Origin of the sequence: Inquilinus ginsengisoli (assembly GCF_050434925.1) — a bacterium.
GTDB classification, from domain to species: Bacteria; Pseudomonadota; Alphaproteobacteria; order DSM-16000; family Inquilinaceae; genus Inquilinus; species Inquilinus ginsengisoli_B.
On the sequence record NZ_JBNDJK010000001.1, the window covers coordinates 6818826 to 6844073 of the forward strand.

The 25248-nt window shown below is 69.7% G+C and carries 23 protein-coding genes; 14 read left to right on the forward strand and 9 right to left on the reverse strand.

Features of this window, described 5'->3' with window-relative positions; translation table 11 throughout:
* Positions 1 to 4: 4 nt before the first annotated feature.
* Entirely contained in the window at positions 5 to 1711 is a 1707-nt protein-coding gene (locus tag QFZ27_RS32175) for an IlvD/Edd family dehydratase (RefSeq protein WP_429230535.1), read from the reverse strand.
* A 90-nt stretch (positions 1712 to 1801) separates the two neighbouring features.
* A complete protein-coding gene (locus tag QFZ27_RS32180) occupies positions 1802 to 2779 on the reverse strand; it encodes a helix-turn-helix transcriptional regulator (RefSeq protein WP_429230536.1) in 978 nt (325 codons plus the stop codon).
* 91 nt (positions 2780 to 2870) lie between these two features.
* Between QFZ27_RS32180 and QFZ27_RS32185 the strand changes: the two genes are divergently transcribed.
* The 3 genes from QFZ27_RS32185 (at position 2871) to QFZ27_RS32195 (ending at position 4217) form a co-directional block, all read left to right on the forward strand.
* Positions 2871 to 3404: a DUF1579 domain-containing protein gene (locus QFZ27_RS32185; RefSeq protein WP_429230537.1), complete on the forward strand. Its 534-nt coding sequence runs from the start codon at positions 2871 to 2873 to the stop codon at positions 3402 to 3404.
* Between the two features lie 90 nt (positions 3405 to 3494).
* Complete coding sequence (locus QFZ27_RS32190; protein WP_429230538.1) at positions 3495 to 3701, forward strand: hypothetical protein; 207 nt, start codon at positions 3495 to 3497, stop codon at positions 3699 to 3701.
* Between the two features lie 18 nt (positions 3702 to 3719).
* Positions 3720 to 4217 carry a GNAT family N-acetyltransferase gene (locus tag QFZ27_RS32195; protein WP_429230539.1) on the forward strand — a complete coding sequence of 166 codons (498 nt, stop codon included), beginning with the start codon at positions 3720 to 3722 and terminating at the stop codon, positions 4215 to 4217.
* Here the strand turns inward: QFZ27_RS32195 and QFZ27_RS32200 are convergent.
* Both QFZ27_RS32200 and QFZ27_RS32205 read right to left on the reverse strand, forming a co-directional pair.
* Positions 4214 to 4912, reverse strand: coding sequence for a glutathione S-transferase family protein (locus tag QFZ27_RS32200; protein ID WP_429230540.1), 699 nt, complete (start codon positions 4910 to 4912; stop codon positions 4214 to 4216). The genes QFZ27_RS32195 and QFZ27_RS32200 overlap by 4 nt on opposite strands.
* Positions 4913 to 4915: 3 nt before the next feature.
* Entirely contained in the window at positions 4916 to 5620 is a 705-nt protein-coding gene (locus QFZ27_RS32205; RefSeq protein ID WP_429232517.1) for a glutathione S-transferase N-terminal domain-containing protein, read from the reverse strand.
* Between the two features lie 97 nt (positions 5621 to 5717).
* Here QFZ27_RS32205 and QFZ27_RS32210 point away from each other — a divergent pair, with 97 nt between their 5' ends.
* From QFZ27_RS32210 to QFZ27_RS32250, 9 genes are all read left to right on the forward strand, one after another.
* A complete protein-coding gene (locus QFZ27_RS32210) occupies positions 5718 to 6299 on the forward strand; it encodes a TetR/AcrR family transcriptional regulator (protein WP_429230541.1) in 582 nt (193 codons plus the stop codon).
* 115 nt (positions 6300 to 6414) lie between these two features.
* Positions 6415 to 7560: an ROK family protein gene (locus QFZ27_RS32215; protein WP_429230542.1), complete on the forward strand. Its 1146-nt coding sequence runs from the start codon at positions 6415 to 6417 to the stop codon at positions 7558 to 7560.
* A 59-nt stretch (positions 7561 to 7619) separates the two neighbouring features.
* Positions 7620 to 8858, forward strand: coding sequence for an ABC transporter substrate-binding protein (locus QFZ27_RS32220; protein ID WP_429230543.1), 1239 nt, complete (start codon positions 7620 to 7622; stop codon positions 8856 to 8858).
* Positions 8859 to 8862: 4 nt separating this feature from the next.
* Positions 8863 to 9786: a carbohydrate ABC transporter permease gene (locus tag QFZ27_RS32225; protein ID WP_429230544.1), complete on the forward strand. Its 924-nt coding sequence runs from the start codon at positions 8863 to 8865 to the stop codon at positions 9784 to 9786.
* On the forward strand, positions 9783 to 10619 hold the full coding sequence (locus tag QFZ27_RS32230) for a carbohydrate ABC transporter permease (RefSeq protein WP_429230545.1): 837 nt from the start codon (positions 9783 to 9785) through the stop codon (positions 10617 to 10619). Before QFZ27_RS32225 ends, QFZ27_RS32230 begins: the two co-directional genes overlap by 4 nt.
* A 42-nt stretch (positions 10620 to 10661) precedes the next feature.
* Positions 10662 to 11936 carry a Gfo/Idh/MocA family protein gene (locus QFZ27_RS32235; protein ID WP_429230546.1) on the forward strand — a complete coding sequence of 425 codons (1275 nt, stop codon included), beginning with the start codon at positions 10662 to 10664 and terminating at the stop codon, positions 11934 to 11936.
* A 10-nt stretch (positions 11937 to 11946) separates the two neighbouring features.
* Entirely contained in the window at positions 11947 to 13116 is a 1170-nt protein-coding gene (locus QFZ27_RS32240; RefSeq protein ID WP_429230547.1) for an MFS transporter, read from the forward strand.
* Between the two features lie 97 nt (positions 13117 to 13213).
* A complete protein-coding gene (locus QFZ27_RS32245) occupies positions 13214 to 15835 on the forward strand; it encodes an MMPL family transporter (RefSeq protein WP_429230548.1) in 2622 nt (873 codons plus the stop codon).
* 307 nt (positions 15836 to 16142) lie between these two features.
* Positions 16143 to 16994, forward strand: coding sequence for an MlaA family lipoprotein (locus tag QFZ27_RS32250; protein ID WP_429230549.1), 852 nt, complete (start codon positions 16143 to 16145; stop codon positions 16992 to 16994).
* Positions 16995 to 17036: 42 nt separating this feature from the next.
* On the opposite strand, the gene QFZ27_RS32255 is transcribed toward QFZ27_RS32250, so the two are convergent.
* On the reverse strand, positions 17037 to 17654 hold the full coding sequence (locus tag QFZ27_RS32255; RefSeq protein WP_429230550.1) for an ABC transporter substrate-binding protein: 618 nt from the start codon (positions 17652 to 17654) through the stop codon (positions 17037 to 17039).
* Between the two features lie 304 nt (positions 17655 to 17958).
* Between QFZ27_RS32255 and ispH the strand changes: the two genes are divergently transcribed.
* Positions 17959 to 18897 (forward strand): 4-hydroxy-3-methylbut-2-enyl diphosphate reductase, encoded by a 939-nt coding sequence (gene ispH, locus QFZ27_RS32260; protein WP_429230551.1) that lies wholly within the window; start codon positions 17959 to 17961, stop codon positions 18895 to 18897.
* A gap of 48 nt (positions 18898 to 18945) precedes the next feature.
* A complete protein-coding gene (hpnH, locus tag QFZ27_RS32265) occupies positions 18946 to 20097 on the forward strand; it encodes an adenosyl-hopene transferase HpnH (RefSeq protein ID WP_429230552.1) in 1152 nt (383 codons plus the stop codon).
* On the opposite strand, the gene QFZ27_RS32270 is transcribed toward hpnH, so the two are convergent.
* From QFZ27_RS32270 to hpnA, 4 genes are all read right to left on the reverse strand, one after another.
* Entirely contained in the window at positions 20047 to 20706 is a 660-nt protein-coding gene (locus tag QFZ27_RS32270) for a phosphorylase family protein (protein WP_429230553.1), read from the reverse strand. The genes hpnH and QFZ27_RS32270 overlap by 51 nt on opposite strands.
* A 220-nt stretch (positions 20707 to 20926) precedes the next feature.
* Positions 20927 to 22882, reverse strand: a complete 1956-nt coding sequence (gene shc, locus QFZ27_RS32275) for a squalene--hopene cyclase (protein ID WP_429230554.1) — start codon at positions 22880 to 22882, stop codon at positions 20927 to 20929.
* Positions 22879 to 24060, reverse strand: a complete 1182-nt coding sequence (locus tag QFZ27_RS32280) for a glycosyltransferase (RefSeq protein ID WP_429230555.1) — start codon at positions 24058 to 24060, stop codon at positions 22879 to 22881. Before QFZ27_RS32280 ends, shc begins: the two co-directional genes overlap by 4 nt.
* Positions 24057 to 25052 (reverse strand): hopanoid-associated sugar epimerase, encoded by a 996-nt coding sequence (gene hpnA, locus QFZ27_RS32285; protein ID WP_429230556.1) that lies wholly within the window; start codon positions 25050 to 25052, stop codon positions 24057 to 24059. Before hpnA ends, QFZ27_RS32280 begins: the two co-directional genes overlap by 4 nt.
* Positions 25053 to 25248 lie beyond the last annotated feature (196 nt).

Below are 25248 nucleotides of genomic sequence, written 5' to 3' on the forward strand. Positions count from 1 at the left end.
TCATTCAGCCGGCCTTCCGGCCGGGCACCAGGAAGTCGAAATCGCAGCCCTCATCGGCCTGCAGCACGCTGTCGTGGAACAGCCGGGCATAGCCGCGGTCCGGCGCCGGCTTCGGCGGCGGCGCCTCGGCTGCGCGGCGGGCCAGCTCGGCGTCGTCGACCAGCAGATCCAGCCGCCGGCCGGCGGTGTCGAGCCGGATGCGGTCGCCGGTGCGGACCAGGGCCAGCGGCCCGCCATCCGCGGATTCCGGCGTGATGTGCAGCACGATGGTGCCGAAGGCGGTGCCGCTCATCCGCGCGTCGGACAGGCGGACCATGTCCTTTACCCCCTGCTGCGCCAGCTTGCGCGGGATCGGCAGGTAGCCGGCCTCCGGCATGCCCGGCGCGCCCTTCGGCCCGGCGCTGCACAGCACCAGCACATCGTCGGCCGCGACGTCGAGCTCCGGATCGTCGATCCGCGCCGCCATGTCCTCGATCGAGTCGAACACCACCGCCCGGCCGGTGTGCTGCAGCAGGGAAGGCGTCGCCGCCGACTGCTTGATCACCGCGCCGCGGGGGCACAGGTTGCCCTGCAGCACCGCCATCGCGCCTTGCGCCTTCAGCGGGTTCGACCGCGGCCGGATCACCGCTTCGTCCCGCCATTCGCCCGGCTTGGGCAGCGTGTCGGCCAGGGTGCCGCCGGCCACGGTCGGCACGGTCAGGTCCAGCAAGTCCTGCAGCTCCGCCAGCAGATGCGGCACGCCGCCGGCGTGGTGGAAGTGTTCCATGTAATGCGCGCCGGAGGGCTTGAGGTCGATCAGCACCGGCGTCTCGCGCCCGATCCGGTCGAACTCGGCATAGTCCAGGGGCTGCCCGACCCGGCCGGCGATGGCGGCGAGATGCACGAGCCCGTTGGTCGACCCGCCCACAGCCTGCAGCGCCACCATGGCGTTGCGGAAGGCGCCGGGCCGCAGGATCTCGGACGGGCGCGGGCCGCCGGACACCGCCATCCGCGCCGCCGCCTGGCCGGTGGCCTCGGCGCAGCGGATGCGGTCGGCATGGGTGGCCGGGATGGCGGCGGCGCCGGGCAGCGACAGGCCCAGCGTCTCGGCCAGGATCGCCATGGTGCTGGCGGTGCCCATCACCATGCAGGTGCCGACCGATGGGGCCAGCCGGCCGTTCACCGCCTCGATCTCCTCATCGTCGATCTCGCCGGCGCGGTAGCGGCTCCACAGCCGCCGGCAGTCGGTGCAGGCGCCCAGCACCTCGCCCTTGTGGTGCCCGACCACCATCGGGCCGGTCGGCAGCACGATCGCCGGCAGGTCGGCGCTGGCCGCCGCCATGATCTGGGCCGGCACGGTCTTGTCGCAGCCGCCGATCAGCACCACCGCATCCATCGGCTGGGCCCGGATCATCTCCTCCGTGTCCATCGCCATCAGGTTGCGCAGGAACATGCTGGTCGGGTGGGCGAAGGACTCATGGATCGAGATGGTCGGGAACGCCATCGGCATGCCGCCCGCCAGCATCACCCCGCGCTTCACCGCCTCGATCAGCTGCGGCACGTTGCCGTGGCACGGGTTGAAGTCGCTGCCGGTGTCGACGATGCCGATGATCGGCCGGTCCAGCGCGTCGTCGGAATAGCCCATGGCCTTGATGAAGGCCTTGCGCAGGAACAGCGAGAACCCGGCGTCGCCGTAGCTGGTCAGGCCCTTCCGCAGGCCGCGCTTGTCCATCGTATTCTCTCTTGCTGGCAGGCCGGGCCGCTTGTCTTACCATCTTGGCGGCGCGGCATCGGCCGGACGGTAGGCCGCCGGCCGGGATTGTCAATCCTCCTTGTCATACAACTTCGTCACCCGCCGCGCGCCCTCCGCCAGAGCCTGGCGCAGCTCGGGTGGCCCCAGCACCTCGATGGTGTCGGTGAAGCCGAGCAGCAGCCGCGCGGCATGGCCGACACCCTCGATCGGCACCGCCGCCCGCCGCCAACCCCTGGCGTCGGGCTCCGCCTGCTGCACCGCCTCCACCGCGTCGGCGCCGAGCCGGTCGAGCAGCGGCAGCGCCTCGGACGATACAAGCAGCACCGCCTCGGCCCGGCGGAGCTCGCGAGCGAAGCGCTGCAGCGACTCCTGCCATTGCGCCGCCAGGTCGAAGCCGGCGGGATAGTCGAAGCCGTCCGGCAGCACGTCGAGGTCCAGCACCTTGGCCACCTTGTAGGTGCGGATGTCGGTACGAGTGTCGGCGCCGATCCGCGCCATCAGGTACCAGGCGCCGCCCTTGAGCACGAGGCCGAGCGGGTCGACCGTCCGTCGCACCGTGGCCGACCAGCTCTCATAGCGGATCACCAGCCGCCGCTGGCCCCACACCGCCCGCGCGATCGCCGGCAGGTGCGGCGGCGGCTCGGCCCGGCGGTACCAGTCGACCGGGTCGAGGTGGAAGCGGTCGCCGACCCGGACCGCCCCCTCCCCCGCCGCCTGCGGCACCGCCGCCAGCAGCTTCAGCCGTGCCGCGGCCAGCGGCTCGGCCAGGCCGAGATCCGCCGCCGGCCCGGGCAGCCCGGCCAGCAGCAGGGTCTCGGCCTCGCCGGCGGTCATCCCGGTCAGCCGGGTGCGATAGCCGTCCAGCAGTGCGAAGCCGCCGCCCGGCCCGCGATCGGCATAGACCGGCACCCCGGCGGCCGACAGCTCGTCGATGTCGCGGTAGACGGTGCGCACCGACACCTCGAACTCCGCCGCCAGCGCCTGCGCCGTCAGGCGGCCGCGGGACTGCAGCAGCAACAGGATCGACAGCAGGCGATTGGCACGCATGAAGCGAGCATAGCCGAAAAAATCCTGACACTGGATGTCAGTTGGGCGCCGGCATCATCAGTCGCATCGACAGTCCAACCCGGAGAGACCGATGCCCGCCCTGTTCGCCAAGCCCGCCCCCGGCACCGATTCCAGCGTGCCCGATATGCCGAACGACGGCCGCGACGATTTCGGCCCGCTGTTCGGCCGCTGGTCGGTGTCGCACCGCCGGCTGCGCCGCCGCCTGGCCGGCGACACGCATTGGGACGAGTTCGCCGGCGCCTCGGAGATGCGCCCGCTGATCGGCGGCCTGGGCACGATCGACGACAACATCCTCGAATTGCCGGCCGGCACCTACCGCGCCGCCACGCTGCGCCTGTTCGACGCCGAGTCGAAGCTGTGGTCGATCTGGTGGTTCGACGGCCGGACTCTCCGCATGGACGAGGCGCCACTGCGCGGCCGGTTCGAGAACGGTGTCGGCACCTTCTTCGCCGACGATGTCTGGGAGGGCACGCCGATCCGAGTGCGCTTCATCTGGTCGGAGATCACGGGGCGCTCGGCGCGCTGGGAGCAGGCGTTCTCGACCGATGGCGGCGACAGCTGGGAGACCAACTGGATCATGCGCTTCGAGCGGACCGGCGACTGACCGGTACCGCCCGGCGGAAAATCCTGTGCAACGCTCCGGCGATGGTTCAAACCGGTCCTGAGACCCCCGACGGCAGGGAGCAGGACCGAGATGGACGAGACCAAGATCGATCGCGAAGCCATGGGGCGCCTGGCCAAGGCGGTGGCCTTCATCTGCGGGCCGGAGCACGCGACGGCGGTGGCCCTCAAGGCCGCGGCGGAGAGCGGAATCGAGCGCGACATCAAGGCGGCCCGGGCGCTGTTCCTGAAGCTGAAGCCGGGCGACCGCCGCGCCGCCCTGACCATGCTGGACACCTGAGTCGGCAAGGGCAACGGCATGATCAGGGACCAGCAGCCGGAGGACGATGCGGCGGTGCGGCAGTTGGTCGGGGATGCGTTCCGCGGCCGACCCTACAGCGACGGCCGCGAGCCGGCGATCCTCGACGCGCTGCGGGCCGCCGGGGCTCTGACCGTCGCGCTGGTGGCGGAAGAAGACAGCGAGATCCTCGGCCAGGTCGCCTTCTCGCCCGTGGCCATCGATGCCACGGCCCGGAACTGGTATGGGCTCGGCCCCGTGGCGGTCCGCCCCGACCGGCAGGGCCAGGGCATCGGCCAGGCCCTGATCCGCTCCGGGCTGGACCGGATCCGCGCCCTCGGCGCCCAAGGCTGCGTCCTGGCCGGGGCGCCGGGCTACTACGGCCGCTTCGGCTTCACCGCCGACCCGCGGCTGCAGTCGCCGGGCATCCCGCCCCAATACTTCCTGGTGCTGCCCTTCGGCGCGGAGGTACCGGGCGGGACGGTGACGTTCCACCCGGCCTTCGACGTCGCGCCCTAGGCGCAGGGCGCCGCGCGGGCCATACCTCCGCAAGCATCGAGCAGCCGGTCGCGCCAGGCGAAGACGGGATCGCCGGTCTCCAGCAGCTCGACCGGGCTGATGCAGCGGGCCCACATCAGCATGCCGAAGACGCAGTAATCGGCATAGGCCGGCGCCGCCCCGGCGATGAAGTCCTCTGCCGTCAGCGCCCGCCGCACTGGCAGCAGCGCCTGGCGGACGGCGGCGAGATTGGTCGGGCGGTCGGCCGCCACCTCCTCCAGCGTCCGGCCGAACCGCTGCTCGCGGCTGGCGCGGAAATAGGCGCGGTCGGCATCATGCACCCGGTCATGAATATCGAGGATGATGACCCGCGCGATCGCCGGCGTCAGCGCGGTATCCGCCCAGCTGTTGATGAAGCGGGCCAGCGGAATCGCCGCGGCCCCGCCGAACAGCGACGGCCGGTCCGGAAACCGCTCCTCCAGATGCAGCGCGATCTGCCAGGAATCGCAGATCGTCTCGCCGTCATGCACCAGCACCGGCACCAGCCCCTGGCCAGAGAAGGCGATCGCCTCCTTCTCGGAGAAGCGCCAGGGCACCCGCTCGGCCTCCAGCCCCTTATGCGCCAGCGCCATGCGGGTCTTCCAGCAATGCGGGCTGAAGCGCAGCGCGTCGTCGGCGCCGGCCAGTTCGTAAAGTGTCAGCGCGGCCTCGCCCATGGTTCAGGCCCGGCCCTGCACGCTCGCGGCCGACTGGCCGAACAGATGGCGCTTCGATTCCTCCGTCACCGTCGGCACGGTGTTGACCTCCGCCGCGATTTCATAGGCGCGGACCACCGAGGGCCGGACCGCCATGGCGGCGAACCAGCGGGCGACGTTCGGGAAGTCCTCGAGCCGCTGCTGCTGCCGCTGATAGGGCACGATCCAGGGGTAGATCGCGATATCGGCGATCGAGAACTCGCCGGCCACGAAGTCCCGCCCCACGAGCTGGCGATCGAGCACGCCGTAGAGACGCCCGGTCTCCTTGACGTAGCGCTCGGTGGCGTAGGGGATGCGCTCCGGCGCGTAGACCGAGAAGTGATGGTTCTGCCCGGCCATCGGCCCGAGGCCGCCCATCTGCCAGTACAGCCACTGCAGCACCCCGAACCGCTCGCGCGGACTCCGCGGCAGCAGCCGGCCGGTCTTATCGGCGAGGTATTCCAGGATGGCGCCGGATTCGAAGATCGAGATCGGCGCGCCGCCCTCCGCCGGGTCGTGGTCGACGATGGCGGGGATGCGGTTGTTCGGGGCGATCGCCAGGAAGTCCGGCTTGAACTGGTCGCCCTGGGAGATGTTCACCGGAAGGATGCGGTACGGCAGTCCCAACTCCTCCAGCACGATCGTGATCTTGTGCCCGTTCGGCGTGGTCCAGTAGTGCAGGTCGATCATCATCGGGTCCTTGGGTCTGGCCGTCGCGAGGTCGATCGGCTATGTTTGACATCAATGTCAAATTTGACATCGATGTCAAGAATGATCCGGAGCAACCATGGCCGGCGTGCGGCAATTCGACGAAGGCGAGATGCTGGCGGAGGCGCTGGACGTGTTCTGGCGCAAGGGCCTGCGCGCCACCACCATGCAGGATATCGCCCAGGCGACCGGCGTGCTGCGCGGCTCGCTCTACAATGCCTATGGCGGCAAGGAAGAGATCTTCCTGCTCGCCTTCGACTCTTATGTCGGCCGATTCCTGGACAACATCCGGCAGGCGCTGGACTCGACGCCGGACCCGGAACAGGGGCTGCGGGCGCTGTTCAACGCCGCCATCGCCAGCATGACCAGCGGCTCACCGGCGCGAGGCTGCCTGAGCACCCGGACGGCGACCGAGCCGGCGGCGCTGGACGACCCGCGGCTGCGGGCGAGGCTGCGCGGCATGCTGGACGAGCTGCACGGCATCGTCCTGGCCGCGCTGTCGACCGACGCCTCCCGCGCCCGGCTGGCGGTGACGCCGGACGAGGCCGCGGACTTGGTCGTCACCTTCACCCGCGGCCTGGCGGTGATGGAGCGGGTCTACCAGGACGCGACCCATCTGGACCGGATCGCCTCGGCGCTGATGCGGGCGCTGTTCCGATAGAGTCGCAACTTATTTCTGAAATAGAAATTATGCAGCTTGCTCCCTGCGGCCTCCTGAAATATGAGTCGCAGCAGACGCATCCTTCGCGAACGAAGGGCAGCGCGGCGGGGGCGGGATGGGGCGAGGCACGGGAGAGCTGGATCTGCGCGGGCGCGATGCCTCGGAGCTGCTGCGCCTGATCCATCGCCGTGGCGGCGCCAGCCGGATCGAGGCGGCGCGCGAGCTCGGCCTCAGCGCCTCGGCCATGACCCCATTGGTCCGCACCCTGATCGGCCACGGCCTGCTGCGCGAGACCGGCGCCAAGGCGTCGGGCGGCGGCCGGCCGCGGATGATGCTGGACCTCGACCCCGGCTACGGCACGTTGCTGGGCTTGCATCTCGGCGCCGAGTCGACGCAGCTGGTGATCGCCGACCTGGCGGGCACGCCGAAGCAGAGCCCGATCCCCCTGCCCGCCCCGGCCAATGACGACCCCTCGCCGCTGGTCGATGCGCTCGACCGCCTGCGCCGCCAAGGCGGTCCCGGCTGGGATGCCCTCGCCGCCGGCGGCGTGGTGCTAGGCGAGGTCGGGCCGCGCCGGGCCGAGGTGATCGGCGCCGGCCAGCGCCTGACCGCGGCGCTGCAGGATGCCTTCGGCATCGGCGTCGCGGCCGAGACCCCGTCCAACGCCATCGTCGTCGCCGAACGCATGCTGGGCCTGGCCCGGGCCTATGAGAACTACGCTGTCGTGAGTCTGCAGAACGAGATCGGCTCCGGCATCTCGATCAACGGCGACGTCTATCGCGGCAAGGGCCAGGCCGGCGAGATCGGCCATCTGTCGCTGGCCCCCTATTCCGGCGCCGCCTGCCGCTGCGGCAAATGCGGCTGCCTGGCCTCCCTGGCCTCGCTCTCCGCCATCTCGCGCCAGGCGCTGAAGCGCGGCCTGTCCGACGACATCGCCGTGCTGGCCCAGATCGCATCGCAGGGCGACCCGGAGGCGATCGAGATCTTCGACTGCGCCGGGCGCTGGATCGGCCAGGCCCTGGCCCAAGTGGCCAACCTGTTCGACCTGGAGGCGATCGTGTTCCGGGCGCCGCAGCCGGCGCTGAACATCTACCTGCTGAAGGCGCTGAACGAGAGCTTCCGCGCCCATGGCTACAATTTCGACGAGTGCCGCACCGGGATCGTCATCAGCCCCGACGAGGGCGATGGCTATCTGCGCGGCGCGGTCGGCCTGGCGCTGGATCTTCTCTTGCGTCAGGGCGGGATGAGACGCCCGCCCTGATCCCGCGGGGATCGGGGCGTTCCGAAGCCAAGCAACACAGCCAGCCACGGGAGGCTAGAATGAACCTGCGCACAACGCGGCTCGGGCCGAGCCTTTGCATCCTTGCTTTAGCCGCCGGCCTCGCCGGGCCGGCCCTGGCCGAGGAGATCCGCTTCTTCATCCCCGGCGCCAGCGAGGAGCGGAATCAGAAGCTGCTGGACGAGATCGTCGCCGGCTTCCAGGAGAAGTATCCGCACATCACGGTGAAGGTCGAGGGCGTGGGCTGGGACGAGGCGTTCCAGAAGCTGTCGACCGACTTCATCGCCGGCCGCGCCGCCGACGTCGCCTATATCGGCACCCGCAACGTCGCCGAGTTCTCGATGATGGGCGCGATCCAGCCGGTGGACGGGCTGGTCGACGCCGAGACGCTGGGGCGGATTCCGGAGCCGGTGCGCGTCGCGGCGCAGTTCGGCGGCAAGCAGATGGCCGTGCCGATGGCATTCTCGACCCAAGCCCTCTACTACCGCACCGACCTGATCCCGACCCCGCCCAAGACCTGGGACGAGTTGGTGGCCACGGCCAAGGCGGTGACCGAGAAGAACCCCGGCATGTACGGCTACGCCACCGCCGCGGCCGCGCATGTCACCCTGGTCAGCCAGTTCCTGAACTTCGTCTACCAGAATGGCGGCGAAGCCTTTGATTCATCAGGCGAGACCAAGATCAACAGCCCGGAGGCAGTCGGCGCGCTGCAGTTCTATGTCGACCTGTTCCAGAAGGACAAGGTCGTGCCCAACCCGCTGGAGCTGAACCGCGAGCAGCACCCGCCGCTGTTCGCCCAGGGCAAGATCGCGATGATGGTCAGCGGCCCCTGGGGCAAGGCGATCATGGGCCTCGATCCCGACAACAAGACCGCCCCCTACGCCGTGGCGCCGCTGCCCTGCGGCAAGGAGTGCAAGGGCGAGCTGGTCTCCGACAGCCTCGCCATCTCGGCCAAGAGCGAGCATCCCGAGGCCGCCGGCAAATTCGTCGCCTATCTGCTGCAGCCCGACATCCACGCGAAGTGGGACGCGACCAGCGGGCTGGTCCCGCTGCTGGCGGAGGAGGAGAAGCTCGACACCTTCAAGACGCCGTTCTGGCAGACCTTCATCGCCATGAAGGCGAACGGCTTCGCCCAGCCGACGCCGCGGGCCTGGCAGCCCTTCGAGGAGATCCTGGTCGAGGCGGTGCAGTCGGCCATCCTGGGCAAGGCGACGCCGCAGGAGGCGCTGGATGCGGCGGCGGAGAAGATCCGCAAGGCCCGCATCGAACCGCGCGCCTGATCCCGTGGTCGCGCTCGCTCCCACCGCGCCGCGCCGGGCTGTCCGGGCCCGCCCCTGGTCGCCGGACCGGGCGCCCTGGCCCTATCTGGCGCTGCCGCTACTGCTGATCGCGGCGCTGCTGGGCCTGCCGGTGCTGCGGATCTTCTGGCAGTCGATGCACCATGTGGTGCTGACCGCGCCCTGGGAGGGCAACGACTTCGTCGGGGCGGAGAACTTCCTGGCGCTGGTGCAGGAGTCGGCCTTCCTGCGGACGCTGCAGCTGACGGTGACGTGGACCGCCTGCTCGGTGGGGGCGAAGCTGCTAATTGGCCTGGGCGGGGCGCTGCTGCTGCAGCGCCCCTTCCCCGGCCGCAAGGTCTATCTGGCGCTGCTGCTGCTGCCCTGGGTGACGCCGGCGGTGATAGCCGCGATCTCCTGGCGCTGGGTGCTGGACGGCCAGTCCGGCTGGATCAACGCCGTGCTGCTGATGACCGGCGCGATCCGCGAGCCGATCTCCTTCCTCGGCCAGGAGACTACGGCCTTCATCGCCACGGTGGTGGTCGACGCCTGGCTCGGCATCCCGTTCATGGTGGTGACGCTGATGGCCGGGCTGCAGCGCATCCCCGACGACCTCGTCGAGGCGGCGCGGATCGACGGCGCCCGGCCGGTCCAGATCTTCCGCCGCATCACCCTGCCGCTGCTGCGGCCGGTGCTGATGACCTGCGTGCTGCTGTCGACCGTCTGGACCTTCAACTCCTTCCAGGTGATCTGGCCGCTGACCAAGGGCGGGCCGGCCGGCGCCACCGCCACCCTCCCGATCCAGATCTACGAGACCGCCTTCGGCAACTTCGACTTCGGCACCTCATCGGCGATGGCTGTCGTGGTCTTCGCCATCCTGATGTCGGTGTCGCTGCTGTACTGGCGCGTGCTGAAAGGGGGCGAGGAATGACCACGCGTCGCACCCTCCCGGAGGTCGGCCGGCACAGCGCCCTGATCCTGCTGCTGGGCTTCCTGCTGCTGCCAGTCTGGGTGATGCTGAAGACCTCCTTCACCCCCTATGACCGGCTCTATGTCTGGCCGCCGGAGTTCCTGCCGCGCAGCCTGGACATCGGCAACTACGCCCGCGCCCTGTTCGGCCAGTACCGGGTGATCGAGGCGCTGGGCAACAGCCTGATCATTGCCGGCACCGCCGCGGCGATCTCGACCAGCTTCGGCTTCCTCGGCGCCTACGGCCTGGCGCGGTTCCGCTTCATCGGCCGCACCACGCTGCTGTTCCTGGTGCTGGCGACGCAGATGCTGTCGCCGATCGTCATCGTCATCCCGCTCTACGAATTCATGATCGCGGTCGGCCTCCTGGACACCTACCTGTCGGTGATCCTGTGCGACGTGGCCCTGGCCACGCCGATCGCGATCTGGCTGCTGCACGGCTTCCTGCTGGGCATCCCGCGCGAGCTGGAGGAGGCGGCGATGGTCGACGGCTGCTCGCGGCTGAAGAGCCTGTGGCACATAATCCTGCCGGTGGTGCGGCCGGGCTTGGCGATGACCGCGATCTACACCTTCATCCACGCCTGGAGCGATCTGATCTTCCCGCTGGTGATGCTGACCGATGACGGCAAATGGCCGGTCACCCTGGCCCTGACCCGCTTCGTCGGCGAGAACGTGATCCGCTGGGACTATCTGATGGCCGCCGGCGTCGTCACCACCCTGCCCGCCGCGATCCTGTTCGCCCTGGTCCAGAAACACTTCACCCGCGGCATGGTCGCCGGCGCGGTGAAAGGTTAATCCTCGCTCTCAACCCATCGTTCGAGCCGAAAGCCAAGACCGATGTCCAAATCCCTGAAATCCCAGCAGATCCGCGTTGCGGTGATCGGCGCCGGCAGCCGCGGCATCGAGGCCTATGGCGACTATATCCGGCGCCGGCCCGACCAGGCGCGGATCGTCGCCATCGCCGACCCGCGGGCCGACCGGCTGCAGGACGCCGCGGCCCGGCACGGCCTGGGGTCCGAGCATCTCTACGCCGACTGGCGCGACCTGCTGGCGCGCGAGACCGAGCTGGACGCGGTGCTGATCACCACCCCGGACGCGCTGCATCTGGAGCCGGCGCTGGCGGCGATCCGCCGCGGCCTCGGCATCCTGCTGGAGAAGCCGATCTCGCCGACCGAGGAGGAGACCCGCATCCTGGCCGAGGCCGCGAGGGAAACCGGGGCGGACGTCACCGTCGCCCATGTGCTGCGCTACACCGCCTTCTTCTCGCGCATCAAGGAGATCCTCGACCGTGGCGTGATCGGCCGGCTGGTGACGCTGCGCCAGACCGAGCACATCGGCTACTGGCACTTCGCCCACAGCTTCGTGCGCGGCAACTGGCGGCGCGAGGCGGAGTCCAGCCCGCTGATCCTGGCCAAGACCTGCCATGACCTGGACATCATCCGCTGGCTGGCCGGTGCGCCCTGCCAGGAGGTCTCCTCCTACGGCTCGCTGGCCCATTTCCGGCGCGAGAACGCGCCCGACGGGTCGACCGACCGCTGCGACGAAGGCTGCAAGGTCGAGCGCGTCTGCCCCTATTCCGCCCAGCGCATCTATCTGGAGAAGTTCAAGCCGGCCGATGCCTGGCCGCACAAGGTGCTGAGCCTCGACACCTCGCCCGACGGCATCCGCGCCGCGTTGCGCGAGGGCCCCTACGGCCGCTGCGTCTATCGCTGCGACAACGACGTGGTGGACAACCAGGTGGTGGCGATGCGCTTCGCCAACGGCGTCAGCGCCACGCTGAACGTCAGCGCCTTCACCGCCGAGAACACCCGGACGTTGCATCTGATGGGCACCCATGGCGAGATCGCCGGGCATCTGGAGAAGAACGAGATCACGGTGATCGACTTCCGCACCGACGACGTCACCACGATCCGCCTGACCGTGCCCGGGGATGGCGGCCATGCCGGCGGCGACGACCGGCTGATGGCCGAGTTCCTGGGCCGGCAGATCCAGCGCCGCGGCCGCAGCCAGGTGAATGTCGCCCTGACCTCGCTGGAGGAATCGCTGGACAGCCACTTCATGGCCTTCGCCGCCGAACGCTCGCGCCGCACCGGCACCATGGTCCGGCTGTGACGGGCCGATCTTGAGCGACGGCGCGGCAGGCGGGGCCGAGGCCCGGCCGGATCACAGCAGGCTGCGCGCGGTCGCCGCGCTGTCGGCGCATTACGGGGTCAGCGGCATCCTGACGCCCTATCTGCCGGTGTGGCTGACGGCGAGCGGCCTGGCCGCCGATGCGGTCGGCTGGACCATGGCCGCGGGCTTCGCCCTTCGCGCCGTCTGCATTCTCGGCTTCGGCATGGTCGCGACCCTGCTGCTGCCGGCCGGCGGCCTGGCTGCCGGCGCCGCACTGGCCGCCGCGCTGGTGCTGATCGCGGCGGCGCTGGTCGGCGACCCTGGCACCGTCCGCCTGCTGTCGGTCCTGGCGGTCGGGCTGGTCTACGGCTCGATCCCGCTGATCGAGAGCTTCGCCAACACCGTCACTCTGCGCAGCGGCCATGGCTACGGCCGGATGCGTGCCTGGGGCTCCTTCGCCTTCATGGTCGGCAATGTCGGGATGGGCGCGCTGCTGGTCCTGCCGGACGGCGCGGCGCTGCTGCCCTACATCGCCGCGGGGCTGCTGCTGTGCCTGTGCGTCTCGGTCCTCGGCCCGACCTGGCAGCCGCCGACGCCGCGCCTCGACCCTCGCGCCAGTGCCGCCGCGTTGGCGGTGGCGGCGCCGCTCCTGGTCCCCGCCCTGCTGCTGCAGGCGTCGCACGCCTTCTACTATTCCTTCGGCACGATCTGGTGGATCGATCATGGCGTCGCCAAGGGCAGCACCGGCATCGTCTGGGGCGCCGCCGTCGCCGCCGAGATCGTGGTCTATCGCTACTTCGCCCGGCGGCTGGAGAAGATCCCGCCGGCGACGCTGCTGGCGGTCTGCTGCCTGGTCGCGATCGGCCGCTGGCTGCTGCTGGCGACCGACCCGCCCTCACCCCTGATCATCCTCAGCCAGTTCGGCCATGCCATGACCTTCGGCGGCGCCTATCTGGCGGCCCAGACCGTGATCCGCACCCGAATCCGGCCCGAGCTGCACTACATGGCCCAGGCCGGCTATGCCTTCCTGACCACCTTCGTCGGCCTGGCCGGGACCACCGCGCTGATTCCCTGGGCGCTGCACGTCACCGGCGCCGATCCCTGGCTGCTGATGGCGGCGATCGCCACGGCGGCGCTGGCCTGGCTGGGTCTGGCCCGGATCGCCTGCCCCGCGCCATAGTGCTGCGCCCGGTCACCGGACAGCTTCCGCGCATCGGCGAAGCAGGATACAACTCCGCTCGCCCGCCTGCCCTTCCCGTCATTGCAAAGCAGACCGCGTGCCTGCCTCCAGACTGTCCGCCACCCGTGCCCTGGTCTATCTGGGCGCCTTCTGCCAGAGCCGCGCCCCATGGGTGATCGGCGCCGCGCTGGTGCTATCGGTCTGCGCCGTGCTGGTGGTGATGCACCGCCTGTCGATCAACACGAACACCGGCACGCTGATCGACCCCAACCTGCCCTGGCAGCAGGACAATGCCGCGCTCGACAAGGCGTTTCCACAGAACACCAATTTGCTGGCCATCGTCATCGACGGCCAGACACCCGAGCTGGCGGAAGCGGCGGCAACGCAGCTGACCAAGGCGCTGACGGCGGAGCCGTCGCTGTTCAGGACCGTCCGCCGCCCGGATGGCGGGCCGTTCTTCGATAAGAACGGCATCCTCCTCCTGTCGGTGAAGGAGGTGCAGCAGACCGCGAACGACATCATCGCCGCCCAGCCGCTGCTCGGCGGCCTGGCGGCCGACCCGACGCTGCGTGGGCTGCTCGGCGTGCTCGACCTGGCTCTGCAGGGCGTGCAGACGGGCCAGGCGGAGCGGTCGCAGACACAACCGGCCTTTACCCGGATGGCCGCCACGATCGAGGCCAACCTGACCTCGACGCATGTGGTCCAGCCGCTGTCCTGGCAATCCCTGCTGTCCTCCGGCCCGCCGTCGCCGCGGACCCTGCGCCGCTTCGTGCTGGCGCAGCCGGTGCTCGACTACGGCGCGCTCGAGCCGGGGGCGAAAGCCACCGACTTCGTCCGCGCCACGGCGGAGAGGCTGCACCTGACCCCGGACAACGGCATCACTGTGCGCCAGACCGGCAACATCCCGCTGAACGACGACCAGTTCGCCAGCGTCAGTGAAGGCATCGGCGTGTCGACCACGGTGTCGGTGGTGCTGGTGCTGGGGCTGCTGCTGCTGGCCCTGCGCTCCTTCGCCATGACCGGGGCGATCATGGTCACGCTGCTGGTCGGGCTGCTGATGACGGCGGCCTTCGCGGCGCTGGCCGTGGGCGCGCTGAACCTGATCTCGGTTGCCTTCGCCGTGCTGTTCGTCGGCATCGCCGTCGATTTCGGCGTTCAGCTCTGCATCGCCGTGCGGGCCAAGCGCACCACCGCGCCCAACATCTTCGCCGCTACCAACGCCGCCATCCGCCGCGTCGGCGCCGCCCTGGTGCTGGCCGCGCTGTCCGCCGCCAGCGGCTTTTTCGCCTTCCTGCCGACCGACTATCGCGGCGTCTCCGAGCTCGGGCTGATCGCCGGCGTCGGCATGCTGATCGCCGTCACGCTCAACCTGACGCTGCTGCCCGCCCTGCTGGCGGTGCTGCCGGTGCGGGCCGAGCCGCGCGAGGTCGGCTGGACGGAGCTGGCGCCAGCCGACCGCTTCCTGCTGAAGCACCGGCGCTGGGTGCTCGCCGCCGGTGCGCTGCTGGCGCTGGGATGCCTGGCGCTGATGCCGCGGCTGACCTTCGACTTCAACCCCCTGAACCTGGTGGATCCGCGCTCCGAAGCGGCCTCGACGATGCTCGAGCTGATGCGGGATCCGCTGACCACGCCGAACACCATCGACATCCTGACCCCGTCGGTCGAGGCCGCGGCGGCGCTGACGCCGAAGCTGCAGGCGCTGCCCGAGGTCGACACCGTGCTGTCGCTGAACAGCTTCGTGCCCGGCGACCAGGAGCCCAAGCTGGCGATCCTGTCCGACCTCGGCCTGCTGATCGGCCCGACGCTGGACGCACCGGCCGCCGCGACCCCGCCTTCCGACGATGCGATTCGCGCCGCGGCCGCCAAGACGGCGGCAACGCTGCGCCAGATCGCGCCGGAGCCGGACAGCCCCGAGCGGCGCCTGGCCGATGGGCTGGACCGGCTGTCCAAGGCCGATGCGGCGACCCTGGCCCGGGTCAGCGAAGCCCTGCTGAACGCGCTGCCGATGACGCTGGACCGGCTGCGGCTGCTGCTCTCGGCCGAGCCGGTGTCTCTGGCCGATCTGCCGAAGGATCTGAAAGAGACCTGGGTCGCACCGGACGGCCAGGCCAAGCTGACGGTGTTCCCCAAGGGCAATGCCGCCGACAACGCCGTCATGGAGCGATTCGTCGACGCCGTCCGCAAGGTCGCGCCGCACGCCACCGGCACCGCGGTGACGATCCAGGAATCGAGCCGGACCATCGTCGGCGCCTTCATCACCGCCGGCATACTGGCGACGGTGATGATCGCGGCCCTGCTCGCGATTGCGCTGCGCCGGGTACGCGACGTGCTGCTGGCGCTGACGCCGCTGCTGCTGGCCGGCCTGCTGACCCTGGCGACGACCGTCATCACCGGCCTGCCGATCAACTTCGCCAACATCATCGCCCTGCCGCTGCTGCTCGGCGTCGGCGTCGCCTTCGACATCTACTTCGTGGTGAACTGGCGCGCCCGGCGCGGCGAGCCGCTGCAGTCCAGCACCACCCGCGCGATCGTGTTCAGCGCCCTGACCACGGCTTCGGCCTTCGGCAGCCTGTGGCTTTCGCCCCATCCGGGCACGGCGGGCATGGGTGAGCTGCTGACGATCGAGCTGCTGTTCACCCTGTTCTCCGTGCTGGTGTTCATGCCGGCGCTGCTTGGCCCGCCCGCGCCACCACGGCGCCATCATCCGACCCCATCGTGAAGCCAGGCTTCACGGAGCGTCCGATTCAGGACCGGTGACGGCCTGGCCAGATGCGTCTAGTCTCGCTTGGCCGCGACGCTCGCGGCGCCGGCCGGCGCCCGTGTTCCGGCGCCCAGTTCAATGCGTCTGACGGAAGGGGAACAAAGTTTTTCGTCAGGTAGTTGTTGCCGCACAGGCCACAGGATATTGTTCGCATTCTAACTTTCTAATCCGTCGTCGGCTTGGGTCGCTCCGAGCCGCGAACGGAAATGTGCCAAGCCAAGATCACCGACTTTCGGTTGCTTACGGGATCGGACCGGACATGCCGTTGCGCTCATCCTCTCGCCCCCTCGCCCTCGGCTTGGCCGTGCTCCTCGCCACATCCGCGTTGAGCGGCTGCGCCACGCCGCCGACCGATCCGGCGCAGCGGGCCGAGTTCGACCGGATCAACGATCCGCTCGAGCCGATGAATCGGGCGATCTTCGACTTCAACATGGCGCTCGACAAGAACGCCATCCGGCCGGTGGCGATCGCCTATCGCGACACGGTGCCGGAATTCGCTCGCGACGGCCTGCACAACGCGCTGCAGAATTTTGGCGAACCCGTCATCTTCGTGAACAAGGTGCTGCAGGGCGAGCCGATCGCCGCCATCAAGACGCTGCTGCGCTTCCTGGCGAACTCGACCTTCGGCCTCGGTGGCTTCATCGACGTCGCCACGCCCCGGGGCGTGGTCCGGCAGCAGGCCGGCGATTTCGGCGCCACGCTGTACACATGGGGGATCGGCGACGGCCCGTATCTGATGCTACCCCTGCTCGGCCCGTCGAATCCGCGCGACACGGTCGGCTTCGCGGTCGACACGGTCAGCAGCCCCTGGGGCTACATCGTCAATATCCCGACCGAGGCGAGCGTCGGCCAATTCGTGTTCAAGGGTGTCGACGTGCGGTCACGCACGGTCGACGCCACGGATGAGCTGGAGCGCAACTCGGTCGACTACTACGCCACGCTGCGCAGCGTGTTCCGACAGTACCGGCAGGCCGAACTCGACGGCGGCCAGGCCCCGTCGGGCGGCGACCTCTACACCGATCCCGCCGGAGCAGCTGCTGCCGGTGGTGCAGCCGGTCCGGCCGCGGCCGGCGCTGCCAGCGACGTCCCGGCCTCGCAGCTGCCGGACATTCCCTGACCGACAGCCGGGCGGGAGCGACGCTCCCGCCCGGACCGAGGCCTATTTCTTCGGCGTCAGCTCGACGATCTTGCCTTCGATCAGCTTGATCAGCGCATCACCGCCGCCGCTGCGCAGGGTTGCGCCGAATTCGGACCGGTAGTTGGCGAGCTGGCTGATCGTGCCGTTCAGATAGATGTCGATGATCTGCCAGTTCGGCCCCCGCAGCCGGTAGTTCAACGGCACCGGATCCGCGTTCGGCCGCACCAGCCTGGTGTTGACCACCTGGTCGCCGCCGCTGACCGGCTTGGCATCCTCGGCCTGGAAGCTCTCGCCGCTGTAGCCGTTGAAGCGGGCGGCATAGGTGGTGATGCTGAAGCGGCGGAAGGCATCCGTCACCTTCTGCTGCTGGGTCGGGCTCAGGGTCGACCAGTCCGGGCCGACGGCGATTCGCGCCATCAGCGGCAGGTTGAAGGTCTGGTCGAGCACCGGCCCAAGCTTCTGGTAACGCCCGCGGAAGCCCAGCGAGTCGGCGTTCTTCATGACGTCGAGCAGGGCGTTGTCGAGCGTGTCGACGACCTGGCGCGGCTCGGCGGCCTGTGCCGGCAGCACCGCGAAGGGCAACGGCAGCAGGAGTGCCAAGGCCAGGGCAAGGCGTCTGGAGAAGGCAGGCGAGCGCATGGTTTTGTCTTCCGATTCGGAATGTTGGTCCGCCGTCATCCGGGCTCGCGATGCGGCGCAATCGATCCATGATGGCCTCAACCCGCCCCTTTGCCGAGAAGTTCCGAACGCCGCTGCGTCGGACTCCGCTGTGACGGCCAGCACATCGGCCGAGGCGGCCAGTTTGATAAGTATCAATCGTAGCCCATTGCACGTCCTGCTGGTGGTCACGTTAGTGACACGCAAAGTTGGCGCGTAGTATGGTCGAATTGAGAGCGATTCACTCTGGCGAATCCCGAACCCAGCCAGAACATCAAGGTGCGGAATGCGGATCATCTTGGCCCAGCCGCGAGGCTTTTGCGCCGGCGTCGAGCGGGCGATCGAAATCGTCGAGCGGGCGTTGGAGATCTTCGGGGCTCCCGTCTACGTCCGGCACGAGATCGTGCACAACCGGCACGTGGTCGAGAGCCTGCGCGCGAAGGGCGCCAAATTCGTCGACGAGCTCGACGAGGTCCCGGCCGGCGCCATCACGATCTTCAGCGCGCATGGCGTCTCCCGGTCGGTCGAAGCCGATGCGGAGCAGCGCGGGCTGCAGGTGATCGACGCGACCTGCCCGCTGGTGTCGAAGGTGCATATCGAAGGCCGGCGCTACGCCTCCCAGGACCGCACCGTGATCCTGATCGGCCATGCCGGCCATGCCGAGGTCGAGGGCACCACCGGCCAGATCCCGGGCGGCGTCACCCTGATCTCGACGGTCGAGGAGGTCGCGACGCTTGAGGTGCCGGACCCGGAACGCGTGTCCTACATCACCCAGACCACGCTCAGCGTCGACGACACCAAGGCGGTGATCGACGCTCTGACGGCCAGGTTCCCGGCGATCGTCGGCCCGGACACCAAGGACATCTGCTACGCCACCCAGAACCGCCAGCGCGCGGTGCGGGAGTTGGCGCAGGTGGCGGACGTGCTGCTGGTGGTCGGCGCCCGCAACAGCTCGAACTCCAACCGCCTGCGCGAGATCGGGGCCGAGCTCGGCGTGCCGAGCTATCTGATCGACGACGCCTCGGCGTTGGATCCGGCCTGGCTGGCGGGCAAGAAGGCGGTGGGCATCACCGCCGGCGCCTCCGCCCCCGACAGCCTGGTGCAGGAGCTGGTCGAGACCCTGCGACGTTATGGCGAGGTCGAGGTCTCGACGTTGCAGGGCGTCGATGAGAATATCCGCTTCCGCCTGCCCTCCCAATTGACCGCACCGGTCCCCGCCGAGTAGGCATAGTCGCTTGGCCCCGATTTCGGCCGACAGTTTTGCGAAGGTCCCATGGGTATTCCGCTTCAACAGCAGATCCGTATCGGCGCTTACCTCCTGAAGAACCACCTGATGGGCACCAAGCGGTACCCGATGGTTCTGATGCTGGAGCCGCTGTTCCGCTGCAACCTGGCCTGCGCCGGCTGCGGCAAGATCGACTACCCGGACGAGATCCTGAACCAGCGCCTGTCGGTGGCCGACTGCCTGCAGGCGGTGGATGATTCGGGCGTGCCCGTGGTCTCGATCGCCGGCGGCGAGCCGCTGCTGCACAAGGAGATGGCGGAGGTGGTGCAGGGCATCATCGACCGCAAGAAGTACGTCTATCTGTGCACCAACGCGCTGCTGATGGAGAAGAAGCTCGATCAGTACAAGCCGAGCCCGTTCCTGATCTGGTCGGTGCATCTGGACGGCGACCAGGAGGATCACGACCGGTCGGTGTGCCAGGACGGCGTCTATGACCGCGCGGTGAAGGCGATCAAGGCGGCCAAGGCCCGCGGCTTCCGCGTCAACATCAACTGCACCCTGTTCAACAACGCGGTGCCGGAGCGCGTCGCCAACTTCTTCGACGACGTCAAGGCGATGGGCGTCGACGCCATCACCGTGTCGCCCGGCTATGCCTATGAGCGGGCGCCGGACCAGCAGCACTTCCTGAGCCGCCAGACCACCAAGCAGCTGTTCCGCGACATCTTCAAGCGCGGCGACAACGGTAAGCGCTGGTCGTTCAGCCAGTCCACGATGTTCCTCGACTTCCTGGCCGGCAACCAGACGTACCACTGCACGCCCTGGGGCAACCCGACGCGCACCTATTTCGGCTGGCAGCGGCCCTGCTACCTCCTCGGCGAAGGCTACGCCCAGACCTACAAGGAGCTGATGGAGGAGACGGACTGGGACAAGTACGGCACCGGCAACTACGAGAAATGCGCCAACTGCATGGTGCATTCGGGCTATGAGGCCAGCGCGGTGAAGGACATGTTCCGCAACCCGCTGAAGGCCTTCCTGGTCAGCATGCGCGGCATCCGCACCCAGGGGCCGATGGCGCCGGAGATCTCGCTCGATCGCCAGCGGCCGGCCGAGTTCGTGTTCTCCTCCCACGTCCAGAAGGCGCTGGAAAAGCTACGCCACACCCCGAAGGTCGCGGCCAAGGGCGCTGGCGGCGGCAAGTAACGCTGCCATCGCCGCGCTGCTCTGCCGCCCCAGCCGGATCAGCGCCGGCAACTGACCAGGGCTGCGGGCCAGGGCCCGCAGCACCGGCCCGATCGCCGGACGTCCCTCGCTGTCGAGACCGACCAGCGCCGCCGGCGGCAGGCCGTGTGCCGCCGGGTCGGCCACGGCGCGCAGCACGCCGAAGGGCAGCCCCGCTTCAGCCGCGGCTGAAGCCACAGCGGCGCTTTCCAGATCGACGATGACGGCGCCGCTGTCGCGATGCAGCCGGGCCTTGGCCGCGGCGGTGTCGACGATGACGTCGCCGCCCCAGACATCCCCGTGAACGGCGCCGGGCAGGACCGCGGCGAGCCGCGCCGCCAGGTCCGGGTCACAGGCGTAGGCTGTCGCGCCCGTCGACACAGCCGTCCCGATCACCAAGTCCCCGGTCGCCAGCTCCGGCGCCAGCCCGCCGGCAATGCCGAAGCTGAGCACCGCCGTAGCGCCTTGGCTGATCAGGTCACGCGCCAGCCGTTCCGCCCGAGCCGGATCGCTGGCCGAGCAGGCGATGAGCGGCGAGATCCGCCGCGCGATCTCCGCCTCCTTCGCCAATCCGGTCAGGATGCCGAGCATGCGAAGCGCTGACTTGAGTACTCTCCCCCTCCCCTCGCGGGAGGGGGTAGGGGGAGGGGGGTGTCGATCGAGGGATGCCCCTGCAGCCGGTCGAGAACCCAACTGCACCCGAACCAAACCCGAAGCGTCGGCCTGTTTCGGCGAGAGCCCCCTCCCCCTTCCCCCTCCCGCAGGGGGAGGGGGAGGATAAGGGGAAGCTGCCGGTCTTTGCCTGGGCAGTTCACATCCCGACCTCGACGCGGCCGCTGTTGCTGTCGCGCAGGCGGCGATAGCGGGACAGGGCCCAGGTCGGGAAGAAGGCCGGGTAGCCGTGGTAGCGCAGATAGAACACCCGCGGGAAGCCGACCGCGGTGAAGCTGGGCTCGTCCCACAGCCCGTCCGCGCGCTGATGCGCCGACAGCCAGGCGACACCGCGCTCGACCGCCGGATGGCCGGTCTCGCCCACCGCCATCAGCGCCAGCGCGGCCCAGGCGGTCTGCGACGCCGTCGAGGTGGCCGGCGTCATCTCCGGCTTGCCGTCATAGTAGCTGTCGCCGGATTCGCCCCAGCCGCCGTCCTCGCGCTGCTGCGCGATCAGCCAGTCGACGGCGCGGCGGATCATCGGGTCCTGCGGATCCATGCCGATGGCGTTGAGGGCGCACAGCACCGACCAGGTGCCGTAGATGTAGTTGGTGCCCCAGCGCCCGAACCAGGAGCCGTCGCGCTCCTGCTCCTGGCGCAGGAATTCGACTCCGCGGGCCACCGCCGGATCGTCGATGCGGCGGCCGAGCTGGCCCAGCATGCTGAGGCAGCGCGCCGTCACGTCGGAGGTTGGCGGGTCCAGCAGCGCGCCGTGGTCGGCGAAGGGGATGTGGTTCAGGTAGTGGTAGGTGTTGTCGACCTCGAAGGCCGCCCAGCCGCCGTTCCTGCTCTGCAGCCCGAGCAGCCATTCGACGCCGCGGTCGATCGCCTCGCGGTACCGCTCCGGGTCGGCCCGGTGCATCGCCATGACCACCACCGCGGTGTCGTCGAGGTCCGGGTAATGCGCGTTGCTGTACTGGAAGGCCCAGCCGCCCGGCCGCACGTCGGGCCGGCGCTCGGCCCAGTCGCCCTTGACGTCCAGCACCTGGCGCGGCACCAGCCAGTCGAGGCCCCGCTTCGCCTGCGCCACCGCCTCGGGATCATTCGACTCCAGCAGGGCATGCGCCGTCAGGGCCGTGTCCCAGACCGGCGACAGGCAGGGCTGGGCGTAGGTGACGCCGTCGACCGTGTCGACCAGCTTCTCCACCGAGGCCCAGGCGATCTGCAAGTCCGGATGGTTGTCCGGATAGCCCAGGCATTTGAACATCATCACGGAGTTGGCCATGGCCGGGTAGATCGCCCCCAGCCCGTCCTCGCCGTTCAGCCGCTCGGTGACGAAGGCCACCGCCTTGTCGATCGACTTCTGTCGGCGCGGGAAGAATGGCTCGACCGGCCGCAGCACCCCGTCCAGCCGACGGAAGAACCGGCCCCAGAAGCTGCCGTCGACATGAACATGCCAGTTCTTCACCTGCTCCGGCGGCTCGACCATCAGCTCCTGGATCGACAGCGCCCCCGGGCTCACCGGCCGTGGCTTCTTCGCCAAGATCACCAGGAGCGGCACGATCACCGTCCGGCTCCAATACGACACCTTGTTCAGGTGGAACGGGAACCAGGAGGGCAGCACCATGATCTGCACCGGCATCACCGGCACGGCACGCCACGGCACCTGCTCGAACAGCGCCAGCAGGATGCGGGTGAAGACGTTGGACCGGGCGGCGCCGCCGGCGGCCAGGATGGCGGCGCGGGCGCGGGCCATGTGCGGCGCGTCCGGATCGTCGCCCGCCGCCTTCAGCGCGAAATAGGCCTTCACGCTGGCGCTGATGTTGAACGGCCCGTCATGCCACAGCGGCCAGCCGTGGTGCCTGTCGGACTGGATGCTGCGGATGTAGTCGGCGAGCTTGGCCTCCTTCTCCCGGTCGACCACGCCGAGGAAGTGCTTCAGCAGGATGTATTCGGCCGGGATGGTGGCGTCGGCCTCCAGGATGAAGGCCCAGTGGCCGTCCTCGCGCTGCAGGTCGAGCAACCCGCCGACGCCGCGGCCGATCGCGTCGTCGAGGCTGGCGCGGGTAGGCCCGGCGAGGTCTTCGGTCTGGAAGGAGGGGCTGGAGATGGTCATCGGGACGGATCTGACGGCTGACGGGACAGGGAGGCGCCGGGCTGGTCGTAGACGCGGCCCTTCCAGGCCCCGCCGACACCGGCCCAGTGGCGCCGCGCCGAATCGATGGTGGCGCCGAGATACACCACCGCGGCGAGCGGCAGGAAGGGCGCCCACAGCGGCGAGCGCCGGTAGAAGCGCAGCATCGGCAGGTAGGTGGCGCTCATGATCGCCCAGGCGGCCAGGGCGACATACCGGGCCGCCCCCTCCCCCAGCAGGGTCAGGGCCGGCGGCGCGATATAGGTGACGATCAGCCCGGCGACGGTGCCGAGCAGCAGCCAGGGCGAGTAGCGCAGCTGGGTGTAGGCGGTGCGGGCGACCATGCGCCAGATCTCGCCGACATCGCCATAGACGCGCAGGCTCTCCGCCTCATCGGTGAGGTCGAGCCGGATGCGCCCGTTGCGCTTCAAGGCCGCCGCCAGGGTGCAGTCGTCGATCAGCGCGTCGCGGATGGCGGCGATGCCGCCGATCCGGGCCAGGGCCTCGCGCCGCACCAGCATGCAGCCACCGGCCGCGCCCGCCGTGGCCCTGTCCGCCCGGTTCACCCAGGCGAAGGGGTACAGCATCTTGAAGAAGAAGACGAAGGGCGGCACCAGCCAGCGCTCGGCGAAGTCGAGGCAGCGCAGCCGCACCATCAGCGACACCAGGTCCAGCCGGTCAGCCTCGCCGCGCGCCACCAGCTGCGCCACATTGTTTGGCCGGTGGACGATGTCGCCGTCGGTCAGCAGGATCCAGCGAGCTTCAGGGTCGGCCCGCTCCGCCGCCGCGACGCCCTGCGACACAGCCCACATCTTGCCGACCCAGCCGGGCGGCAGCGGTGCGCCAGAGATCACGGTCAGCCGGTCGGCAGCACCCACTTCAGTCGCGGCGGCGCGTGCGAGGTCGGCGGTGCCGTCGGTCGACTGGTCGTCGACCACCACCACCTGCAGCCGCCCGGGATAGGCCTGCCGCAGATGCGAGCCGACCGCGGCGCAGATGCCCTCGGCCTCATTGCGTGCCGGGATCACTACCACCACTCCGGGCCGTTCGGCCGGCGTCGGCGCAAGGGGCGCAGTCGCGGCCTCCCAGAACCGGCCCTGGAACAGCCATAGCTTGAGCCACGCCGCGAGGCTGGCGAGGGCAAGGACCAGGCCGATCATTTCAGGTAGCCATTGGCCCGGAACCAGTCGAGAGCATCGACCAGCGCCTGACGCGCCGGACGCGGCCGATAGTCCAGCGTCGCGCAGGCCTTGTCCGAGGCGAAGTACATGGTCTTGCGCGCCATGCGCAGCGCATCGCGCGTCACCATCGGCTCCTTGCCGGTAAAGCGCGACACCGTCTCGGCCACCAGCGCCACCGGCCAGATCGGCCCCAGCGGCAGCCGGATCTTCGGCGCCTTGCGGCCGACCAGGCCGGCGATCTCGGCCAGGATGGCGGACAGCGCGAAATCCTCCCCACCCAGGATGTAGCGCTCGCCCGGCACGCCGCGGGCGAAGGCGGCGAGATGGCCCTGGGCGACGTCGTCGACATGCACCAGGTTGAGCCCGGTATCGACGAAGGCCGGGATGCGGCCCGTCGCCGCCTCGACGATGATCCGCCCGGTCGGGGTCGGCTTGACGTCGCGCGGCCCGATCGGGGTCGACGGGTTGACGATCACCACCGGCAGCCCGGTCTCGGCTGCCGCCTGACGGGCGCCGTCCTCGGCCAGGAACTTCGAGCGCTTGTAGAGGCCGATCATCTGGCCTTCGGTCGCCACCGTGGTCTCGTCCGCCGGCCGCCCGTCCGCGTGGTGGCCGAGCGTCGCCACGCTCGAGGTGTAGACGGCGCGGGCCACCCCGGCCGCGGCGGCGGCGCGCAGGATCGCGGCGGTGCCCGCGACATTGGTGCGCAGCATCGCCTGCGGGTCCCGGACCCACAGCCGATAGTCGGCCGCGACATGGAACAGCGCGGTGCAGCCCTTCAGCGCCGGCGCCAGCGAAGCCGTATCGTCGAGGTCGCCGGTCACCGGCTCGACATCGAGCCCAACAAGGTTGCGGCGGTCGCTGTTCGGGCGCACCAGCGCCTTGACCCGATGGCCCTCGGCCAGCAGCGCGCGGGCCACGGCCGAGCCGACGAATCCGGTGGCCCCGGTGACGAGGGCGATCTCGCTCATTCGTCCCCGCGGGGATCTGCCGGGAGTAAGGCCTGTCGCGGCATTGTCATCATGGCGGCGACACTGTCGAACCGGACCGGCGACCGCAACCGAAAAAGCCGTAACTCTCCCCTGCTGCGGCCGTTGGTCCGGGGCCGTTTGCCTTGACAATTCAGCGGGGTCTGCGATCTGGTGGCCCGGTCCGGGGCCGCGCGGC

Excerpts from the sequence above, each read along its gene's own strand:
- QFZ27_RS32175 (WP_429230535.1), bottom strand. The coding sequence starts at position 1,711 with ATGGACAAGCGCGGCCTGCGGAAGGGCCTGACCAGCTACGGCGACGCC.
- QFZ27_RS32180 (WP_429230536.1), bottom strand. The coding sequence starts at position 2,779 with ATGCGTGCCAATCGCCTGCTGTCGATCCTGTTGCTGCTGCAGTCCCGC.
- QFZ27_RS32185 (WP_429230537.1), top strand. The coding sequence starts at position 2,871 with ATGCCCGCCCTGTTCGCCAAGCCCGCCCCCGGCACCGATTCCAGCGTG.
- QFZ27_RS32190 (WP_429230538.1), top strand. The coding sequence starts at position 3,495 with ATGGACGAGACCAAGATCGATCGCGAAGCCATGGGGCGCCTGGCCAAG.
- QFZ27_RS32195 (WP_429230539.1), top strand. The coding sequence starts at position 3,720 with ATGATCAGGGACCAGCAGCCGGAGGACGATGCGGCGGTGCGGCAGTTG.
- QFZ27_RS32200 (WP_429230540.1), bottom strand. The coding sequence starts at position 4,912 with ATGGGCGAGGCCGCGCTGACACTTTACGAACTGGCCGGCGCCGACGAC.
- QFZ27_RS32205 (WP_429232517.1), bottom strand. The coding sequence starts at position 5,620 with ATGATCGACCTGCACTACTGGACCACGCCGAACGGGCACAAGATCACG.
- QFZ27_RS32210 (WP_429230541.1), top strand. The coding sequence starts at position 5,718 with ATGGCCGGCGTGCGGCAATTCGACGAAGGCGAGATGCTGGCGGAGGCG.
- QFZ27_RS32215 (WP_429230542.1), top strand. The coding sequence starts at position 6,415 with ATGGGGCGAGGCACGGGAGAGCTGGATCTGCGCGGGCGCGATGCCTCG.
- QFZ27_RS32220 (WP_429230543.1), top strand. The coding sequence starts at position 7,620 with ATGAACCTGCGCACAACGCGGCTCGGGCCGAGCCTTTGCATCCTTGCT.
- QFZ27_RS32230 (WP_429230545.1), top strand. The coding sequence starts at position 9,783 with ATGACCACGCGTCGCACCCTCCCGGAGGTCGGCCGGCACAGCGCCCTG.
- QFZ27_RS32235 (WP_429230546.1), top strand. The coding sequence starts at position 10,662 with ATGTCCAAATCCCTGAAATCCCAGCAGATCCGCGTTGCGGTGATCGGC.
- QFZ27_RS32255 (WP_429230550.1), bottom strand. The coding sequence starts at position 17,654 with ATGCGCTCGCCTGCCTTCTCCAGACGCCTTGCCCTGGCCTTGGCACTC.
- ispH (WP_429230551.1), top strand. The coding sequence starts at position 17,959 with ATGCGGATCATCTTGGCCCAGCCGCGAGGCTTTTGCGCCGGCGTCGAG.
- hpnH (WP_429230552.1), top strand. The coding sequence starts at position 18,946 with ATGGGTATTCCGCTTCAACAGCAGATCCGTATCGGCGCTTACCTCCTG.
- QFZ27_RS32270 (WP_429230553.1), bottom strand. The coding sequence starts at position 20,706 with ATGCTCGGCATCCTGACCGGATTGGCGAAGGAGGCGGAGATCGCGCGG.
- shc (WP_429230554.1), bottom strand. The coding sequence starts at position 22,882 with ATGACCATCTCCAGCCCCTCCTTCCAGACCGAAGACCTCGCCGGGCCT.
- QFZ27_RS32280 (WP_429230555.1), bottom strand. The coding sequence starts at position 24,060 with ATGATCGGCCTGGTCCTTGCCCTCGCCAGCCTCGCGGCGTGGCTCAAG.
- hpnA (WP_429230556.1), bottom strand. The coding sequence starts at position 25,052 with ATGAGCGAGATCGCCCTCGTCACCGGGGCCACCGGATTCGTCGGCTCG.